Source organism: Methylomagnum ishizawai (genome assembly GCF_019670005.1).
Taxonomy (GTDB): domain Bacteria; phylum Pseudomonadota; class Gammaproteobacteria; order Methylococcales; family Methylococcaceae; genus Methylomagnum; species Methylomagnum ishizawai.
Genome location: NZ_AP019783.1, coordinates 1,715,415 through 1,733,796 on the forward strand (window position 1 = coordinate 1,715,415; position 18,382 = coordinate 1,733,796).

Genomic DNA, 18,382 nt, shown 5'->3' on the forward strand with positions numbered 1-18,382 from the left:
GAATTCCATGCTCCAACCCAGCGATTTCAAGCACCGCCGCCAACAATTGATGCGGCGGCTCAAGAAGAACAGCGTGGCCCTTATCGCCAGCGCCCCCCACCACCACCGCAATCGCGACACCGAATATCCGTTCCGCCAGCACAGCGACTTCTTCTACCTGACCGGCTTCAACGAACCGGAAGCGGTGGCGGTGTTCGCGCCGGGCCGCAAGCAGGGCGAGTTCGTGCTGTTCTGCCGCGAGTTCGATCCCGAGAAGGCGATCTGGACCGGCCAGCACGCGGGACTGGAAGGGGCCCGCGAGCATTTCGGCGCGGACGAGGCTTTTCCCATCGCCGAACTCGCGACGCAACTGCCCGATCTCTTCGCCGACCGCGACCGGCTGTATTTCCATATCGGCCATGAAGCCGGATTCGACGCGCAGGTGATGGCGGCGGTCAACGTGGTGCGGGGCCGCGCCCGGACCGGGGTGCAAGCGCCCTATGAATTCGTCGCGCTCGAACAGGTCTTGCACGAACTGCGCTTGTTCAAAACCGCCGCCGAACTGGACCTGATGCGGAAAGCCGCCGCGGCTTCGGTCCAGGCCCATCGGCGGGCGATGCGGGTGGCGCGTCCGGGCCGCCACGAATACGAGGTCGAGGCGGAATTGCTGCACGAATTCGGCCTACAGGGCTGTCGTTCGCCCGCCTATCCTTGCATCGTCGCGGGTGGCAAGAACGCCTGTGTCCTGCATTACACCGCCAATAACGAAGCCCTGCGCGATGGCGATTTGCTGCTGATCGACGCCGGTGCCGAGTATGAAAACTACGCCGCCGATATCACCCGCACCTTCCCGGTGAACGGCAAGTTCGGCACGAGCCAGCGCCTCATCTACGAACTGGTGTTGCAAGCCCAGGCCGCCGCCATCGCCGAGGTCCGCCCCGGCAAGCGCTGGATCGAACCCCACGACGCGGCGGTGAAAACCCTGGTGCAGGGTTTGGTCGATCTGGGCTTGTTGGAAGGCAAGGTGCCCAAGCTCATCAAGGAAGGGACTTATAAGAAGTTCTACATGCACCGCACCGGCCATTGGCTGGGGATGGATGTCCACGATGTCGGGGCGTACAAGGTCGGCGGCAAATGGCGCGAATTGCAACCCGGCATGGTGTTGACGGTGGAACCGGGACTGTATGTCGCGCCCGATTGCACCGAGGTCGATCCGCGTTGGCGCGGGATCGGCGTGCGGATCGAGGACGATGTGCTGGTGACGGAGGATGGCTGCGAAATCCTCACCGCCGCCGTGCCCAAGTCCGTGGCGGACATCGAAGCCCTGATGGCGGAGGCGGCATGAATTACGACTACGACCTGTTGATCGTCGGCGGCGGGCTGGTCGGCGGCAGTCTGGCCCTGGCCATCAAGGACGCGCCCTTGCGGGTCGGCGTGGTGGAAGCCCTGAGCCCGGAGGAACGGCGGCGTTCCCCGGCGGGTAGCCGCGCCCTGGCCTTGTCGCGGGGCACGGCGCAAGTGCTGGACGGGCTGGGCGTGTGGCGGGAGGTCGCGCCGGAAGCCATGGCGATCCGCCATATCCATGTGTCCGACCAGGGCCATTTCGGCAAGACCCGGCTCCATGCCGCCAGCCAGGGCGTCGATGCCCTGGGCTATGTGGCGGTGGCCCGCGTGTTGGAGGACGCCATCGAGCGCGGCCTGGAACGGCTGCCCATCGACCGGCTGTGTCCGGCCCGCATCATCGGGCTGAAGGCGGGCGCGGAGGGCGTGTGCGTCACCCTCAAGCGCGATGGCGAATGCCTGGGATTGAACGCCAAGCTGGTAGTGGCCGCCGACGGTGGCAATTCCAGCGTGCGGAATCTCCTGGGGATAGAGCAGGACGTGCGCGATTACGGCCAGACCGCCATCGTCACCGAAGTCCGCACCGAGAAGGACACCCAATTCACCGCCTACGAGCGCTTCACCGCTTCCGGTCCCTTGGCTTTCCTGCCCTTGGGACGCAAGCAATGCTCGGTGGTGTGGACCTTGAAGGACGCCGACGCCGAGGAGGTCCTGGCCCTGTCCGAGGCCGAGTTCACCGCCCGCTTGCAGGCGGTGTTCGGCTATTGGCTGGGGCGGATCGAACCGGCGGCGGCGCGGCAGGGCTTCCCGCTCAAGCTGGTCCGGGCGGAAAAGATGGCGGACGAGCGGGTGATCCTGATCGGCAACGCCATGCACCAAATCCATCCCGTCGCGGGCCAGGGGTTCAACCTGGGGCTTAGGGACGCGGCTTTGCTGGCGGATCGGCTATGGGCGCAGACGGGTTTCGGCGAGGATATCGGCGAGGCCGGGTTCCTGGCCCGCTATGCCGAAGCGCGCCGCCGCGATCTTGCCAACGTGATCCGCTTCACCGACAGCTTGGTGCGGATTTTCTCCAACAATTTCCCGCCCTTGGCCCTGGCCCGCAATCTGGCCTTGCTGGCCCTGGACCGGCTGCCCCCGGCCAAGCGCTTGTTGGCCCGCCACGCGATGGGTTATGGGGTGAGGCTTTAGGCCGGAGGTCCAAGCCCCAGGTTTTCAAACCAAGCCGCCGATGCCCTGTTCCCCACAAATCTCCAGCCAATAGGCCTTGTCCCATTTCTCCCAGGCATGGACGCCCATGGGCAGGCGTCCGGCAATCCCCACGAACCGGCGGGGTTCGCATTCCACCGAGAACCGCGCCGCCACCGTGATATTCGGCACCAGGAAGCGTTCGGACACCAGCCCGGCCAGGGAATAGAAGGCATCCTCCACCACGGTGTCGTAGCGCCGTTTCAGCCAATCGAGTTCTTCCAACACCGCCAGGAACGCGGCCACCCGCCGCAAGGACAACCCGCCATTCCCGACCACCACCGGGTAGCCCATGCCATCGTAGGGGCTGCCCAGCGGCGGAAATTGATAGGTCCAGACATTGGCCCAGGGCGCGCCGATATAGTCGTAGGGGGTCGCGGCCCAGTCGGCGAGTTCGTCCCGGAACACGATGCAATCCTGTTGCAGGATGAGGATATGGCTGTAATGGGCGAAGGCGCGGTAGAAATCCTGGGACAGCAGCAGGTCGCTATAGGCCTGGGGCGAGGCGAAGCAGTGCGCCGGGAAGAAGGCGTATTTCGCCGCCGGGAACTGTTCCAGATAGAAATCCAGCGCCAGCCCGCCCGGTCCCACCAGGAAAGTGTCGTGCCCGCGCAGCACGGCGTGGGAATGCTTGAGGCAGGCCAGTTCGTTGGCGCTGAGCCTGGGTTTGTAGATCGGCGTCAGCACGGCGATGTTCACGGCGCTCCCCCGGCGGGGCCGAATTCCGCCGCCAACAATGCTTGCAGCTTTTGGACAGGCCGGGCATAGCGGCGGGCGATGGCGTGGTTGCGCAGCAGGGCGGGCATCCTGCGCCAATAATCGGCGGGGTCGAGTCCGGCCAGCGCTTGGTTGACCTGCCCGATATCCCGCACCGGGATGATGCCGTCCATGTCGAAGATTTCCGCGATCTTGCCGGTGCCGTAGTAGAGCGGCACGCTGAAGTTGATGAAGCAGTCGATCAACTTCTCCGTGAAGTAATAATCGGCATCGGTGTTCTCGATGGCGAGGTTGTACATGCTGGCATAGACCGGGACTTTCGAGTCGCCCAGCCCTTGCACGAGGTATTGCCCGAGCCGTTCCCGTTCCTGGATTTGCGGGATGTCTTCCGGGGCCAGCCGTATGCCCTTGCGCGACAGCCAGAGTTTGAACGGCGGTCCGCCGGTTTCCGCCCCGGTCGCGATGGCGCGGCGCAGGGCGTAGCCTTCCAGGCCGTCGTCGCAGCCGGTGGAGAGGATGAAGCTGACGCTGAAATCCTTGACGGCGGGCGGGTCGTCGTAGCCGCACCAGCACGAACCGAATTCCAGCAGCCGCACATTCGGTAGATCGGCCAATTCCCGCTGATAGGTCACGATCAGGTCGAATTCATGGTGGTGTTGGCGGACCCAGGCGGCGCTGGCCATGCGGCTGGGCGGTTCGGTGAAGATCAACAACACCCGTTTGGCCCCGGTGGCGGGGGTTTCCGTGCGCGGGAAGAAGGCGTGCAATTCGCAGGGGAAGGGCAGGTCCATCGCCAGCCAATCGACGCCGAAGGTCTGGGCCGGGACGGGGACGCCATCGCCCCGCGCCTGGGCCGAACGCGCCCGCATCAGGCCCAGGTTGGTCGCGGCGGCTGCGAAATCGGGCTTGAGTTCCAGCGCCTTCAAATAGCTGCGCTCGGCTCCGGCGGCGTCCCCGGCTTGGGCCAAGGCCACCCCGAGATTGAAATGGATGGCGTAGGCGAGTTCCTGTTGCGGGTTGTGTTCCAGCCACAGGTGATAAAGCGCGGCGGCGTGGGCGAAATCCCCCTGTGTGCCCAGGCATTCGGCGTCGCCGATCAAGGCGACCAGGTCCAGCCGGGCCAGATAGTTCAGGTAGCGCCCGCCCCCGGCCAGCATCTCGGCCAAAGCCCTGGCCCAGATGCGACCGGCCCAGCCTTGGATCTCGCCGGGATAGAGGTCGGGATGGTTCAGCACGATCCGCGCCCACAGTTCCTCGAAATGGGCGCGTTGCACCTGGATCATGCTGCCGGCCAGCTTGGCCCGGTAGTAGAACAGCGCCTCGGGAATCCTGTGGCCGAAATAGCCGAGCTTGCCGCAATGGATCCAGAACTCCCAATCCTCCATGCCCCAGACCATATTGGCCTTATAGCCCCCGGTCGCGGTCCAGGCCGCTTTGCGGTAGAGGGCGGTGGCCGTGTGCAGGCATTTCTGGGTGCTGAGTACGGTGAAGTCGTATTCGGGGGTGCGCTGGACGAAATCGACATCGCCGAAATGCTGGTAATCGGTGTAGGCGATGGCGATATCCGGACGCGATTCCAGTAGATCGACGCATTTGGCCAACATCTCGGGATGGATTTTGTCGTCGGCGTCCAAGGGCAGGATATAGCGGCCCCTGGCCTGGGCGATCCCGGCGTTGCGGGCGCGCGATAGCCCGCCGTTGGCTTGCTCGACCAGGGAGATGGGCAGGTACGGGAATTCGGCGGTCAGGGCCTGGGCCACGGCCCGGGTGTCGTCCGGGCTGCCGTCGTTGACGATCACGATCTCGCGCTGCGGATAGCTTTGCGCGGCCACGCTCTCGACCGCCTCGCGCAGGTATTGGGCTTGGTTGTAGCAAGGAATCACCACCGAGACCAAGGGCGGTGGGGAGGACGCGGGCTTCATCGGGTTGGGTGTGTCCATGGCGGAAGTTCAAAGGGCCGACAGCAAGGCGAGGTTGTTGCGGGCGGGCTCGAAAGCGGGATTTTTCTCCAGCGCTTCCCGGTAGGCCCAGGCCGCGCCCGCCGGATCGTCCAATTGCTGGAGCGCCACCCCGAGGTTGAACTGGACCGCGTAGGCCAAGGGCGAAGCCGCGGAACGGAACCACAGCCAGCGCCGGTAATGCGCCACCGCCGCGGCCAGGCCTTCGGTCGCGGCCAGCCGTTCGGCCTCGGCGATCACGGCCAGGACTTCCTCTTTGCCGCCCTGTCGGGCCGGGTCCGCCAGCAGGGCTTCGGCCTGGGCCAGCATGGACGGGTCGTACAGCGTTGGATGGTTCAGCACCAGCCGCGCCCTGGATTCGGTCTCGCGCGGTGGCGCGGGAACCCTGTCGGCCTCCCTGGTCCGGCGGAACAGCAAAGCTTCGGGGATGTGCCGGCCTATGTAGCCGTGCCCGGCGCAGGAGAGCCAAAAATCCCAATCCGCGTAGTCCTGGGCCATATCGAGGTTATAGCCACCCGCCGTTGCCCACATTTCCCGCCGGTACAGGGCGCAATAGGGATAAGGATTCAAAGCCGGGTTTCCGGCGCGGGGATCCAAGGTTTGGACATAGCGGGAGGCGGTGCCGAATTCCTGAATATCGCTATAGGCGATGGCGCGGGGATCGGCTTGCAATAACCCGGACAGTTTTTCGAGCGCCCTGGGGTGTAATTGATCTCCGCAATTCAAGGGAAGGATATATTTGCCCAGCGCGGCCCCTATGCCCGTATTACGGCTTTCCGCCAAGCCACGACCCGCCGTCGCGATGACCCGGATGGCGCGGCCTGGAAAATAGGCCAGCATTTCCCCGGCGAGACGGTCCACAGCTTCGGAACCATGGCTATCGACCAGGATGGTTTCCCAGTCCGGGCAGGTTTGGCCGGCCACGCTGTCGAGGGTTTCCGATAGTTTATCGGCGTGCTGATCGAGGGAGACGATAATACTGACCAAGGGTTCCCGGCCTTGCGGTTTGGGTTCCGGGTTCAGGTAATTATCGCTCATACCCTCGATGGCCGATGGATCGGGCAGCCCGGTCTTATCCGGGCGGGGTGTTTGGATGGCGCGGATGAAGTTTTCGTATCTCAGCGCCTTGTCGGGGCACACCTCGCCGAGCAGTCGCAGGAATATCGCCCGGATTTCCGGGTATGACCATTCGCTTTGCAGGAATAAAGCCATGATTTCCCGTTTCAGGCTGGCGGAAACCGGCGCATTGTCGAAGCGCTCCCGTTTGCTTACGCACGATTCGTAGCGGAACAAGCCCATGTTTTGCGCGATCAAGGCTTTGATAATGGGTTCCCGCTCCTGGGGCGTACCGGGGAAATAGCCGCTGTACAGGAAACTGGATAACTCGACCGCCCAATGCAGTTTATGGAAGGCCACGAACCAGAATGGCAGGCCACCGTTCCGGTACTGCCTACCGTCCGCCTCGGTGGCCGAGTCTATATTCATCCAGCGCTGGGAATCATAAAGATAAAAGCCATGCTCGGCATAATGGCAGGGGCACCAGGCGCGGGCGAAATATTCGAAGCTCCAATCCAAGAAACTCCCGATCATGGGATGGTATCTTTGGTAATTCAGGAAGGCGGCGAGCAAGCGCTTCGGGACCACCGAATAGGTCAGCACCGGCATGATCTTGGATTCGAAATGGCCAATGACCCGGCGGGTCCATTCCGGGGCCGCGGGTTCTGGAATCCTCTGGGTCGGATAGAGTTGGCCTTGGCCTATATATTGGTAGAGCGCGGGCACGACGCAAATCTCGTGGTCCGCGCCCAGGATGAGTTGGATCGCATCGTCGATGAAACCCGGATCGAGGTAATCGTCGTCGGCGCAGGCGAGGATATAATCCCCGGCGGCGATATCGATAATGGTTTTATAGTTCTCATGCGGCGGCAGGTGGTCCGGGTTTTTGACGACTTTCAGCCGGGGCGCGATCCCGCGCAGAATATCCAGGGCTTTTTGCTTATGCGGATCGCCGCTGTTGTCCGCGACCAGCACCTCGACCCGCTCGTTACGCAGCGCCGCCAAGCGGCTGATGATGGGCATCGCTTCCAGGCAGCTCCGGTGCGAGGGGACCAACACGGACAAGAGGGGTTGGCGGGGTTCTTGGGCTTCGGCCATGGGGTTCACTCGCGGGGGATCGCATAGGCCACGGCTCCGGTGCCGCACCAGCCATGCAAGCGCAGATAAAAACGATAATTTTCCAGCCCTTCCATCAGCAGGGCAGGGATGCGCCACAGCCCGTCGCGGCTGTGGTAGACCGTCACCGCAAGTTTAGGCCGGTTTCGGCGGAGGAAGTCCAGGCCGCCTGCCAGCGCCGCCAGTTCGCCGCCTTCGAGATGGAGTTTGGCGAAGGTGCAAGGGAGGTCCAGGCCATCCAGGGCGCGGACGCGGACCGTGCCCGGAGCGCCCGCCATCAGCCGGGAAGCCATGCCATGGCCTTGGGCGAAGGCGTGTTCGCCGTCCTCCGCGCCAAGCGCGTATTCCAGCACCCGGATCCGCGCCGCCAACTCGGCGGGCAACCCGGACACCCATCCGCGCAAGCGCCGGGCGTTGTCCGGGTCGGGTTCGATGGCCGTGAGGGTTTGGCAAGCGCCGCCGGTCCTGTGTAGGAACTGCTGGCTGGCCGTCCCGTCCCAAGCGCCCGCGTCGAGGCAATGTTCCTGGGAACCCAAGGCGGCGAGCATGGGCGGGATGAAATAGCGGTCGTCCAGATGGATGGGCGCGCCATCGAACAGCCATTCCTCGCGCAAGCAGCGCCAAGCCAGGATTTGCAACTGGGCGGCGCGGGAAATGTCGTCCTCCCATTGCTCCAAGACCTGGGCGATGCGCTCCCGGTCCATCGCCGACAGCGGTCCCGCGAACCAGCCATTGCCCATCGGCAGGCGGTCGGCATAAGCCTCCAACACATCGTAGACGGGACGGATGCGCCGCCAACCGGATTCCGCCAGGAAACCGTGGATAGGCCGATAGGGCGCGGTCACGACGCAGACCGCGATGAGATGGCTGGATTTATGTGGAGGTGGAACCCGGTCCGGGGCCAGCACCGGAATCCGCCCGGCCAGTAAGCCGGAAGGCGGCGGCGCGCGGTCCACGGCATAGGCGATGTCGATGCCCAGCGCGGCGAACAAATCGGCGGCCAGTTCCCCCAGCTTGCCGGCACCGTACAACACCAAGGGCCGGTCCACCGGATCGGGGCCCAGTCCGGGCGGCGGCGCGGGCAGGCGTTCCAGCAGATCGAGGGCGGTCGCCGAGTTGGGGGGGCCGGGCGGGTTCATCGGCTGGCTTCCAGCCGTCCGGCCCAGCGGGCCAAGCGGGCGTCTTGGGGGAAACAATCGCGGTAATGGAAGACCGAGCTTTTGGTCCGCTCGTATAGGCAATGGGGTCCGGGAGGCAGGGGGTCGGCGGTGGCCCCGTCGGGGAAGCGCCAAGCCTCCCCGCCCTGGCAGGCGCGGAACCAGTCGGCGGGTTCTTCGCCGAACACGGCTTTGAAATCGAAGCCGCGCTTGGGTTCGGCCAACAGGGCTTGGTAATGGGCGTGGAGCCGGTCCGCCGTGCGGCCCACCGCGAAATCTTGGCGGATGGCGCGGGCGGCGTTGGCGGAGAGGCGCTGTCGTTCGTCGGGGTTCTCGGCCAAATACTGGATGGCGTCGGCGAAGGCGCGGGGCGAATCCACGATCAGGCCGGTTTCGCCCTGGCGGACCAGATGCCGCTCGGCGGGATTGTCGAGGACCACCGGGACCACGCCCATCGCCATCGCTTCCAGCAGGGCGTTCTCGGTCGTGCCGTAATGCCGGGGGTTGAGCGGATAGGCCAGGAGGTCGAAGGCCGCCAGTTGTTCCACCACCTGGGTGGAATAGCCGAGCGGATGGAGCCGCCCGGCCAGTCCCCGCGCTTTGGCTTCGGCCATGAGCCCATCCGCCGTGACGGGATCGCCCACCATGGATAGGCGGAAACCGGGCAGGCGCACCGCCGCGAGATAATCCAACAGGTCCGGGTGCAGTTTGGCGTAGTTCAGCGTGCCGATATAGCCGACCTTGACCGGAGCTTGGGGATCGCGCCGGGGCGGTGGCGGCAGGTCGTCGAAACCGCCGGAACTGAACACCGCGTCGATCCGTCGCCGGGTTTCCCCGTCCAGCGCGGCGAGGCGGGGATGTTCCCAGGAGCAGGGCGAGGTGAACAGGAAGCGGTGGGGTAGGGCCGCGAATTCGGGCGGAATCTCGGGCGGACTCAGCCCCGACACGTGGCTCCAGACCACGAGCCGCATGGCGGGCCAAGGATCGCCACCCATCCAGGCCGCGACTTTGGGATGATGCCACCATTCCAGTTGCACGATATCGGCGGCGGCGATCCGCGCGGCCAGCGTGGCGGGGTCGGGGCAGACCAGTACTTCGGCGCCATGAGCCTGGGCGTGGTCCACGAACTGGGATTTTTCGGGCGCTTCCAAACAGGCGATGACATGGGTCCAGCCATCCCCGCGCCGGGCCGATTCCGCCGCCAGCCGCGACAACACCTTGCCGACGCCGCCGCCGAGATGGGCGGTGATGTGCAGGAGGCGGCGGCGGTTCATGGGCGGGCCGGATTAATGGACGGGCAGGTCGAACGCCTGGGCGTAGCTTTTCCAGATGGGATCGGTCTCGACGATGCGGAAGTAGTGTTCGAGCGCGTCCCCGCCGTCGTCCGCCGCCATGGCGCGTTGCGCCTGGGCCAGGTAATAGTAGGCGAAGGCGTGGTTGCCATAGCGCTGGATCACGTCCTCGAAACAGCGGGCCGCCACCGCGTAATCGCCCGCCGACATCCGGTGGTTGTGGACGAAGTTCACTTCCAGGTTCATCAAATAGGTCTTGCGCATGATGTGGTCGGGATCGGTGCCGGGGACCCGGATGATGTACTGGTTCAGGTCGATATCGCCGATGCCGAGGTTCTTGTCGATCCAGCCGTTTTCGACGCACATGTGGTAAAGCTGGGTGCCGCGCAGCGGGGTCGCCAGACTGAAGCTGCCCCAGTCCAACCCGACCTCCTTGATGAAGCGGACGGTTTCGTCGCGGTGTTCCTCTAGTTCGCCCGGCAGGCCGCTGACGAAGAAGCCCTGCACGAACAAGCCATGCTTCTTCAGCGTATCGACGATGCCCTTGAGTTTGTCCAGACGCAGGGGCTTGTGGATGATGTGCTTGAGGACGTGGTCCGAGCCCGATTCGATGGCCAGGGGCACGGTGTCCAGGCCCGCCTGCTTCATCAGCATCGCCATTTCATCGTCGATGAAGGCGGCGGTGAGCCCGTTGGGCGTTTCCACCCGCAGCCCGAACGGTGCCAGGCGGCGGAACAGTTCCTTGGCCCGGTCCCGTTCCAGCAGGAGTTGGTCGTCGTAGAACGTCAGGACGTTCATGCCGTAGCGCTCGACCAACTGGCCGACATGGGCGATCACCGCGTCGACGCTGGCATAGCGCATGTTCTTGCCGTGGAAGGAAGGCTCGGCGCAGAAGACGCATTTGAACGGGCAGCCCCTGGAAGTCACGATGAAAAACTGCCGGTTCTCATGGTCGTCGCCGTAGGAGGAGAACGGCGAGAACGCCTCCTTCATCCCGTATTTCCAATACTCGATCAGGCCGTAATCGATGTCGATCAGTTCGTCCAGGTCGTTCAGATAATCGGCGACCGGCGGCATCCGTTGTTCGAGCTTGTGGCGGGTGACCCAGGCGGGATGGCGGGCCAGTTCGGCCCTGGGCTCGGGCGCGTTCACCAAGCGCAGCAGGGCCGCTTCGCCTTCGGCGTAGCAGACCGCGTCGATATCGGGCTGCTCGCGGGGGATGACTTCCCAGGAGGTGGTGGCCGCCGCCCCGCCCAGCAGAATCAAGGTCTCGGGCGACAGCTTCCGGGCCGCGCCCGCGATCTCGGCCACGTAGCGGTAGGAAATATCGAACATCAGCGACAAGCCGACGACATCCGGGGTCCGTTGTTCCAGGGTCTGCGCCAGGGCGTTATGCCATTCGTCCCGCTCGTAGAGGTTCATGTCGAAGATGCGGATGTCCAGCGGACGGCGGCTGTGCTTCTTGAGGTAGGAGGCGATGGACAGCACGCCGTAGGGCATCGCGGTGAAACTCCGCGTCTTGCTGGATTTCGCCTCGTTGGCATAGACGCGGTAGGGCAGGATCACGAACAGCAGGCTGAATTCGCGCTCCTGCCCGGTTGGATGGGGGATGTTCAGGGTTTCCGCAGTCATGATGTTCGGCCTCCGGGTTGCGTCGATCCACAGTGATGGGCTAAGCCTAGGCCACTTTCCCCAACGGGGGGCGCGTGCCCGGATCGATCCGTTCCAGGAGTTGCCAGCGGTAGGGGTCGATGTTGTCGGGCAGGCAATGGCTCAACTGGCCGCAGGCGGCGCAGGTGGGGTCGTCCTTGCGGCAGCCGCTCAAATGGGCGATGCGGTGGCGGCGCATGGATTCGCCGTTCCAGATGGTTTTCAGGGACTCGGTGCGGACATCGCCGATGGGGAGTGTGCGCGCCCAGTCCAGGAAGCACAGGCTGACGCTGCCGTCGGTGTTGACCGCCATGGAATAGAAGATGTAGGGGCAAGTCTCGATATCGTGGATGCTGTTGCCGTAGATGCCTTCGGTGATTTCGATCCCGGTGCGCTCCTCCACGTCGAAGCTGGGCCAGCAGGGCGCGAAGTTCTCGATGAACACCCGGTCGGCGATCTCGCCGAAGATATCGTAGAAGCGCTGTTTGTCCGCCTCGTCGAGGATATCGCCCGGAATCTTGACGCAGATTTCGCAATCGCCCTTGCGCTGGTAAAGCTGGCGGATGTTATCGACGAAGCGGTCGAAATCCACCCGCGTCTGGGTGAATTCCCAATATTGCGCGCTGGACATGCCATCGACGGAGATATTGATGCGGTCGATCCCGGCGTCCAGGATTGGTCCCACCCGGTCCGGCGTCAGCAGATAGCCGTTGGTGGTGGTGTCGATGTATTGCACATGGCCGCTCCGCTTGGCGTAGCCGACCATGTCGGCGAAGCGGGTATGCAGCAAGGGTTCGCCTTCCTTATAGAGGCGCAGCACCTTCAACGGCTGGTCGAATTCGCCCAGGTCGTCGATGAGCTTGCGGTAGATATCGAAATCCAGCCGCCCTTGCCAGCGCCCGGTCGAGCGGATCAATTCACGGTCCCCGGTGGGGCAGAATTTGCACTGGAAATTGCAGGTGTTCACGGGGTCCACGAACAGCACGAAGGGCGTGGACAGGGGGATGACTTCCTGCAACGGGGTACGGTTATCCAGGTTGATCCTGGGTTTGACCTGGGCCTTCATCGGAACCTCCTTGGAGCGTCAGCCGGGAGCGGCGTAGCAAACGGTTTCCCACAGGGTGTGGGTGGAATGGTGCCTGAGGTATATCCGGTATCCCGAGTGAGGGTCGTGGAGCGACAACGGAATATCCAACAGGTGTCGGGTTTCATGGTAGATGCAGATCGCCAGCTTGGGATGCCACCGGCCTATGAGGTTCCGCGCCCCCGCGAGGGCTTCCGGCTCCGCGCCCTCGATGTCCATTTTCACGAAGTGCGCTTCCCGGCCTTCCAGCGCCGAATCCAGCGTCACCCGGCGCACCGGGGCGATGGTTCCGTCGGCGCGGCAATTGTTGAAATCGGGTTCGGCGCACCAGCCGTCCGCGCCGCCCACCAGCGCATGGTGTAGGTGGATATTCTCCAGGCCGTAGTCGCGCACCGTCCGCCGCAACCGGGCCAGGTTGTCCGCGTCGGCTTCGAAAGCATGGATGGCCGGAGCCGTCCGTCCCGCCGCGTGCATGAAGGCGTGTCCCCCCACCACGAAATCGCCGTCGAAAGCGCCACAATCCACCCAGGTTTCGCCGTCCGCGAAATCCAGGAGATCGGCCTGGAAATATTGCGGGGCGCTGGCGACCTGATGCAGGAAGGGACTGCCGACCATCTCGAAATGGATGCTCTGGAATAGCCGCGCCTTGCAGGCTGCCAGCAGAACCCGGCGGGAGTGATCGTCGGCGAGCGCTGGCCAGAGCCGTTCCAGGTCCGCCCCGGCCCGCAGCAAATGCCAGCCCGGTAGATAGCCGACCTGGCCGTCGCGTTCGGCGAACAGGCAGGGGAGGCCGTGCCCGGCCAGTTCCGCCGCGATTCCGCCGCTAATCATCGCGGCCACCACCACCCGCGGCGCGGGGCGCTGTTCCCCGAGCGCGGCCACGGGCGCGATGGGGATGCCCAGTAGTTGCTTGCCCCAGAGCTTGGGATTGTTGTCCACGCAGAACGCGGGACGGACGCCCAAGGGCAGCCAGTGTTCCAGCACCGATTTGGCGAACCGGCCCGCGCCGTACAGCGCCAGCGGTACATCCCCGACCAGGAGTTCCTCGGGGTCCATCGCGCCATCCGCCGACCAGGGATGCAGGGCCGCCGCAGCGCGGGCCACGGCCAGCAAGCGTCCGGGCGTGTCGGCCTTGCAAATCTCGGGAAACAGGCGGGCGCGGTAATCCTGGTTCATGGCGGGCCGTCCTCGTTGCGGCGGAGCCGGGACAACCCGGACGCCAGATCGATCCCGGCCCGCCAGCCGGGCAAGGTTTCGGCGTTTTCCCAAGGGTCGAACACCTCGCGCTCCCGGCGGGGCCGCGCCCCCCAGTCCACGCGGACGGGATGCGCCGGGTCGGCGGCGTTGAAGGCGTCCACCAGTTCGCGCAGCGATACCGCGCTCTCGGAAGGCAAACGGTAGATCCGCCGCTCGCCCGCCCGGAATGCCAGCACCTGCCCGCAAGCCAGCGCGAACCCGTGGGCGAGGTCGTCGACATGGACCAGATGGAGGCGTTGATTTCCTTGGGACATGGCCAGTGTATCGGTCGATCCGGCGTAGAACTTTAGTAAATCGATCAACTTTTTCCGGCGGTCGCCTTCGCCATAGCTGTCGTAGAGGTGTAGTTCCAGGAGTTTCATCCCCATCGTGTCCAGGTAGTATTCGGCCAGGGTGGAGAAGGCTTGCTTGGTCGCGGCGTAGAGGTTGGCGGGCCGGTAGTCGGCGTTTTCGTAGTGTTGCCAGGCAGTCCCGGCATAGACCAGCGCGCCGCAACCGCTGTCCCGCATGGCGTCCAACAGATAGGCACCGTATTGGAGGTTCGCCGTCAGCAAGGGGCCGATGTCTTCGTAACGGTGTTCGGCGATATAGAGCGCCGCCAGATGGACCACCACATCGGGCCGGAACTCCGCCAAGGCGGCGCGGAACCCCAGGCCGTCCGGGCCGACGCTCCAGGTGCGGGCGTTCCTGGGCGGCGCGGCGCTCCTCGAAGCGCAGCCGACCTCGTGTCCCAGGCCGAGCAGGTGGGGCACCAGATGGGAACCGATAAAGCCGGTCGCGCCGGTCACGAAGATTTTCATGGCGGTATGAATACGAAGGGGCTGGCGTAGCCCGCGAGGGGCGGATGCCCTTGGTCGCGTTCCGACAGGATGGGTTCGGCGGTGTGCCAGGGGATGCCGGCGGAATCCCAGCGCAGCCCGCTATCGTGCGCCGGGGAATAGGGGCGGCTGGTCTTGTAGACCACCACGGCGGTTTCACCGAGGACACAGAAACCATGGGCCAGTCCGCTCGGTAGATAGAGCATATTGCCCAGTTCGGCGGAGAGTTCCAGGGTCAGGCTACGGCCATAGGTCGGCGAACCCCGGCGGATATCCAGCGCCGCGTCTTGGATCCTGCCCGCCACGCAATACACCAGCTTGGCATGGTCCATGGGCGGAATCTGGAAATGCAGGCCACGGATGACCCCGGCCTTGGAAACCGAGTAGTACTCTTCCGGGTACACGGTTTCCAGCCCCAAGGCGGCGAAAGCTTCGGCATGGAACACCTTCACGAAGCGCCCGCGCCCATCGCCGACGATCCTCGGCCTGAGTTCGAGGCAGCCGGGTAGAACAGTCGCCCGCGCCTCGAACAAGCCCGCCGGGTCGGAGGGCGCGGCGTTCATGGTCCGGCTCCTTGCGTCCGCCTGAAGAAAGCGGCCAGGGTGTCGCAGGCGAAGTCCAGCCTATCCCGGTCGAGGCCGGGATAGACGCCGATCCAGAAGGTGTCGTGCATGATCCGGTCGGTGTTGGCGAGGTCGCCGCAAACTCGATAAGCGCGTCCCGCCATATAGGGCTGCCGGGTCAGGTTGCCGGCGAACAATAAGCGGGTGCCGATCCGGTGGCGGTCGAGGTGGCGCAGCAGTTCCAGGCGTCCGCCCTGGCGCAGGGTGATGGGGAAGCCGAACCAGGCCGGATCGCTGCCCGGCGTGGCTTCGGGCAGGATCAGGAATTCTTCCAGTTCGCGCAGCCGGGTTTTGAGATGGGCGAAATGATCCTTGCGGGCTTGGATGAAACCTTCCAGCCGGTCCATCTGGGCCAGGGCGCAGGCGGCCTGCATATCGCTGATCTTGAGGTTATAGCCCAGGTGGGAATAGGTGTATTTGTGGTCGTAGCCGGGGGGCAGGCCGCCCAGTTGCCAGCAGAAGCGTTTGCCGCAGGTGTTGTCCTGGCCGGGGGCGCAGAAGCAATCCCGGCCCCAGTCGCGGAAGGATTCCAGGATCGGTTTCAGCTTGCCGCTCTGGGTGAACACCGCCCCGCCTTCGCCCATGGTGATGTGATGGGCGGGATAGAAGCTCAAGGTGCCGACCGCGCCGAAAGTCCCGACCGGATGGCCCCGGTAGGTCGAACCCAGGGCGTCGCAGCAATCCTCGATCAACCACAGGCCGTGCTTTTCGGCCAGTCCGGCGATGGCGTCCAGGTCGAACGGATTGCCCAGGGTATGGGCCAGCAGGATGGCCTTGGTTTTGGGGCCGATGGCGGCTTCGACCAGGGCGGGATCGGCGTTGTAGGTCGGCAGTTCCACGTCCACGAACACCGGCACCGCGCCCGCTTGCAGGATGGGATTGACCGTGGTCGGGAAGGCGGCGGCGACGCCGATGACTTCGTCGCCGGGGCGGATGGCCCGTTCGCCCAGTTTGGGCGAGGTCAGGGCCGAGAACGCCAGCAGATTGGCGGAAGAGCCGGAATTGACGGTGAGGACGTGTTTCGCGCCGAGGAAACGGCCCAGGCGCTGCTCGAAAGCGGCGTTGAAGCGGCCCGTGGTCAGCCAGCCATCCAGCGCGGCCTCGACCATGGCCTGCATCTCGGGGGCACCGATCACCTTGCCGGAAGGTGGCACCGGCGTCTGGCCCGGCACGAACGCCGCCGGGGTTTCGGCGGCGGCGTAGCGGGCCACCAGTTCAAGAATTTGCTGCCTGATCCCAGCTTTGTTCACGCTTGTCCTCTGCCATATAGGTGTCGATCTGGCGCAGGCTCAGGCCGCGGGGGTCGGCTCCCGACCAGTGGCTGGTGTGCCATTCGGTCACGGCGTCGAGCGCCCGCCCCAGGTGCCAGCGCGGTTGCCAGCCCAGGCGGTCCGCCGCTTTCTCGCAATCCAGCCGCAGATGGGTGGCTTCGTGGGGCTGGGGTTCGGTATCGAATTCCCAGCGCAGCCGGTCTTTCCACGCGGTCCGCATCCGCTCCACGATCCAGCGCACCGGCTTGGCGTCGGATTTGGCCGGGCCGAAATTCCAGGCTTCGGCGAAGGCCGCGCCGTCCTGGTATAGCCGTTGCGCCAGGGTCAGATAGCCGCCCAAGGGTTCCAAGACATGCTGCCAAGGCCGGATGGCGGAGGGGTTGCGGATTTTGAGGGTTTTTCCGGCCTCGATATGGCGCAGGATGTCGGGAATCAGCCGGTCTTCGGCCCAGTCGCCGCCGCCGATGACATTGCCGGCCCTCGCGGTGGCGATGGCCGCCGGATGTCCGCCCGGCCCGAAATAGGATTGGCGGAAAGCTGCCGTTACCAGTTCGGCGCAGCCCTTGCTGCTGCTATAGGGATCGCGGCCGCCCATGGCTTCGTTCTCGCGGTAGCCCCAGGACCATTCCCGGTTCTCGTAGCATTTGTCGCTGGTGACATTGACCAGCGCCCGCACCGAGGCCACGCCGCGCACCGCTTGCAGCAGATGGACCGTGCCCATGATGTTGGTGGAATAGGTCTCGATCGGATGGGCATAGGCATGGCGGACCAAGGGCTGCGCCGCCATGTGGATGACGATTTCGGGCCGGGCCAGGCGCAAGGCCCGCTCCAGGGCGTCGTCGTCGCGGATATCGCCCTCGATGGAATGCATGTCGCGGGCGACATCGGCCAGTTCGAACAAACTGGGCTCGGTCGGCGGCGGCAGGGCGTAGCCGACCACTTCCGCCCCCAGCCGCTGTAGCCACAGGCAGAGCCAAGCGCCCTTGAAGCCGGTGTGCCCGGTCACGAAGATTTTTTTGCCGCGCCAGAAATCGGGGGTCATGACCACACCTTCCACGGGGCTTTGCCCGATTGCCAAAGTTCTTCCAGGAGGACTTTGTCGCGCAGGGTGTCCATCGGCTGCCAGAATCCCACATGGCGGTAGGCTTGCAACTGGCCTTCCCGCGCCAGTTGTTCCAGGGGTTGGCGCTCCCAGGAGGTGTCGTCGCCCTCGATGAAATCGACCGCGCCGGGGGCCAGCACGAAGAAGCCGCCGTTGATCCAGCCGCCATCGCCGCGGGGCTTTTCCTCGAAACCCAGCACATCGCCGCCTTCCAGCCGCAACGCGCCATAGCGGCCCGGTGGCTGCACCGCCGTCACCGTCGCCAAGCGTCCATGGTGGCGGTGGAACGCCACCAAGCCGCCGATATCCACATCGGCCAGGCCATCGCCATAGGTGAAACAGAAATCATCGGCCCCCAGGTAGCGGCGGACCCGCTTCAAGCGGCCTCCGGTCTGGGTGTCGGGTCCGGTGTCGATCAGGGTGACGCGCCAGGGTTCGGCGTGGCGGTCGTGGATTTCCATGCGGTTCTCGGCCACATCGAAGGTCACGTCCGACATGTGCAGGAAATAATTGGCGAAATAGTCCTTGATGAGATAGCCCTTGTAGCCCAGGCAGATGATGAAGTCGTTGATCCCGTGGCTGGAATAGACCTTCATGATGTGCCACAGGATGGGCTTGCCGCCGATGGCGATCATCGGCTTGGGCTGTAGGTGGGATTCCTCGGAAATCCGGGTGCCCAGGCCACCCGCCAGGATCACGGCTTTCATGTCACA

The 18,382-nt window shown here is 64.7% G+C and carries 15 protein-coding genes; 2 read left to right on the plus strand and 13 right to left on the minus strand.

Annotation, left to right across the window (positions count from 1 at the left end):
• Positions 1 to 7 precede the first annotated feature (7 nt).
• Together pepP and ubiH are read left to right on the plus strand one after the other, a co-directional pair.
• Complete coding sequence (gene pepP, locus K5658_RS07895) at positions 8 to 1,324, plus strand: Xaa-Pro aminopeptidase (RefSeq protein WP_221066402.1); 1,317 nt, start codon at positions 8 to 10, stop codon at positions 1,322 to 1,324.
• On the plus strand, positions 1,321 to 2,511 hold the full coding sequence (gene ubiH, locus K5658_RS07900) for a 2-octaprenyl-6-methoxyphenyl hydroxylase (RefSeq protein WP_221066403.1): 1,191 nt from the start codon (positions 1,321 to 1,323) through the stop codon (positions 2,509 to 2,511). Before pepP ends, ubiH begins: the two co-directional genes overlap by 4 nt.
• A gap of 24 nt (positions 2,512 to 2,535) precedes the next feature.
• Here ubiH and K5658_RS07905 read toward each other — a convergent pair whose 3' ends face one another.
• From K5658_RS07905 to rfbF, 13 genes are read right to left on the minus strand one after another with little or no spacing between them, the layout of a single operon-like run.
• Positions 2,536 to 3,267 carry a DUF5672 family protein gene (locus tag K5658_RS07905; RefSeq protein WP_221066404.1) on the minus strand — a complete coding sequence of 244 codons (732 nt, stop codon included), beginning with the start codon at positions 3,265 to 3,267 and terminating at the stop codon, positions 2,536 to 2,538.
• Complete coding sequence (locus K5658_RS07910; protein ID WP_221066405.1) at positions 3,264 to 5,225, minus strand: glycosyltransferase; 1,962 nt, start codon at positions 5,223 to 5,225, stop codon at positions 3,264 to 3,266. The genes K5658_RS07905 and K5658_RS07910 overlap by 4 nt, the downstream gene beginning before the upstream one ends.
• Before the next feature lie 9 nt (positions 5,226 to 5,234).
• Complete coding sequence (locus K5658_RS07915; RefSeq protein WP_221066406.1) at positions 5,235 to 7,397, minus strand: glycosyltransferase; 2,163 nt, start codon at positions 7,395 to 7,397, stop codon at positions 5,235 to 5,237.
• Positions 7,398 to 7,402: 5 nt separating this feature from the next.
• Positions 7,403 to 8,554 (minus strand): FkbM family methyltransferase, encoded by a 1,152-nt coding sequence (locus tag K5658_RS07920; protein ID WP_221066407.1) that lies wholly within the window; start codon positions 8,552 to 8,554, stop codon positions 7,403 to 7,405.
• Complete coding sequence (locus K5658_RS07925; protein ID WP_221066408.1) at positions 8,551 to 9,846, minus strand: glycosyltransferase family 4 protein; 1,296 nt, start codon at positions 9,844 to 9,846, stop codon at positions 8,551 to 8,553. The genes K5658_RS07920 and K5658_RS07925 overlap by 4 nt, the downstream gene beginning before the upstream one ends.
• A gap of 12 nt (positions 9,847 to 9,858) precedes the next feature.
• A complete protein-coding gene (locus K5658_RS07930; protein ID WP_221066409.1) occupies positions 9,859 to 11,496 on the minus strand; it encodes a B12-binding domain-containing radical SAM protein in 1,638 nt (545 codons plus the stop codon).
• Positions 11,497 to 11,542: 46 nt separating this feature from the next.
• Entirely contained in the window at positions 11,543 to 12,580 is a 1,038-nt protein-coding gene (locus tag K5658_RS07935; protein WP_221066410.1) for a radical SAM/SPASM domain-containing protein, read from the minus strand.
• Positions 12,581 to 12,598: 18 nt separating this feature from the next.
• A complete protein-coding gene (locus tag K5658_RS07940; RefSeq protein ID WP_221066411.1) occupies positions 12,599 to 13,774 on the minus strand; it encodes an FkbM family methyltransferase in 1,176 nt (391 codons plus the stop codon).
• Positions 13,771 to 14,655, minus strand: coding sequence for an NAD-dependent epimerase/dehydratase family protein (locus K5658_RS07945; protein WP_221066412.1), 885 nt, complete (start codon positions 14,653 to 14,655; stop codon positions 13,771 to 13,773). The genes K5658_RS07940 and K5658_RS07945 overlap by 4 nt, the downstream gene beginning before the upstream one ends.
• Positions 14,652 to 15,236 carry a dTDP-4-dehydrorhamnose 3,5-epimerase family protein gene (locus tag K5658_RS07950; RefSeq protein WP_221066413.1) on the minus strand — a complete coding sequence of 195 codons (585 nt, stop codon included), beginning with the start codon at positions 15,234 to 15,236 and terminating at the stop codon, positions 14,652 to 14,654. Before K5658_RS07950 ends, K5658_RS07945 begins: the two co-directional genes overlap by 4 nt.
• On the minus strand, positions 15,233 to 16,546 hold the full coding sequence (rfbH, locus tag K5658_RS07955) for a lipopolysaccharide biosynthesis protein RfbH (RefSeq protein ID WP_221066414.1): 1,314 nt from the start codon (positions 16,544 to 16,546) through the stop codon (positions 15,233 to 15,235). Before rfbH ends, K5658_RS07950 begins: the two co-directional genes overlap by 4 nt.
• Complete coding sequence (gene rfbG, locus K5658_RS07960; RefSeq protein ID WP_221066415.1) at positions 16,512 to 17,609, minus strand: CDP-glucose 4,6-dehydratase; 1,098 nt, start codon at positions 17,607 to 17,609, stop codon at positions 16,512 to 16,514. The genes rfbH and rfbG overlap by 35 nt, the downstream gene beginning before the upstream one ends.
• The gene (rfbF, locus tag K5658_RS07965) at positions 17,606 to 18,376 is read right to left on the minus strand and encodes a glucose-1-phosphate cytidylyltransferase (RefSeq protein ID WP_221066416.1); all 771 of its coding nucleotides are present in this window, start codon (positions 18,374 to 18,376) and stop codon (positions 17,606 to 17,608) included. The genes rfbG and rfbF overlap by 4 nt, the downstream gene beginning before the upstream one ends.
• Between the last annotated feature and the right edge of the window lie 6 nt (positions 18,377 to 18,382).

Coding starts and splice junctions, on each gene's coding strand:
- pepP (WP_221066402.1), top strand. CDS start 8: ATGCTCCAACCCAGCGATTTCAAGCACCGCCGCCAACAATTGATGCGG.
- ubiH (WP_221066403.1), top strand. CDS start 1,321: ATGAATTACGACTACGACCTGTTGATCGTCGGCGGCGGGCTGGTCGGC.
- K5658_RS07910 (WP_221066405.1), bottom strand. CDS start 5,225: ATGGACACACCCAACCCGATGAAGCCCGCGTCCTCCCCACCGCCCTTG.
- K5658_RS07915 (WP_221066406.1), bottom strand. CDS start 7,397: ATGGCCGAAGCCCAAGAACCCCGCCAACCCCTCTTGTCCGTGTTGGTC.
- K5658_RS07920 (WP_221066407.1), bottom strand. CDS start 8,554: ATGAACCCGCCCGGCCCCCCCAACTCGGCGACCGCCCTCGATCTGCTG.
- K5658_RS07925 (WP_221066408.1), bottom strand. CDS start 9,846: ATGAACCGCCGCCGCCTCCTGCACATCACCGCCCATCTCGGCGGCGGC.
- K5658_RS07930 (WP_221066409.1), bottom strand. CDS start 11,496: ATGACTGCGGAAACCCTGAACATCCCCCATCCAACCGGGCAGGAGCGC.
- K5658_RS07935 (WP_221066410.1), bottom strand. CDS start 12,580: ATGAAGGCCCAGGTCAAACCCAGGATCAACCTGGATAACCGTACCCCG.
- K5658_RS07940 (WP_221066411.1), bottom strand. CDS start 13,774: ATGAACCAGGATTACCGCGCCCGCCTGTTTCCCGAGATTTGCAAGGCC.
- K5658_RS07945 (WP_221066412.1), bottom strand. CDS start 14,655: ATGAAAATCTTCGTGACCGGCGCGACCGGCTTTATCGGTTCCCATCTG.
- K5658_RS07950 (WP_221066413.1), bottom strand. CDS start 15,236: ATGAACGCCGCGCCCTCCGACCCGGCGGGCTTGTTCGAGGCGCGGGCG.
- rfbG (WP_221066415.1), bottom strand. CDS start 17,609: ATGACCCCCGATTTCTGGCGCGGCAAAAAAATCTTCGTGACCGGGCAC.
- rfbF (WP_221066416.1), bottom strand. CDS start 18,376: ATGAAAGCCGTGATCCTGGCGGGTGGCCTGGGCACCCGGATTTCCGAG.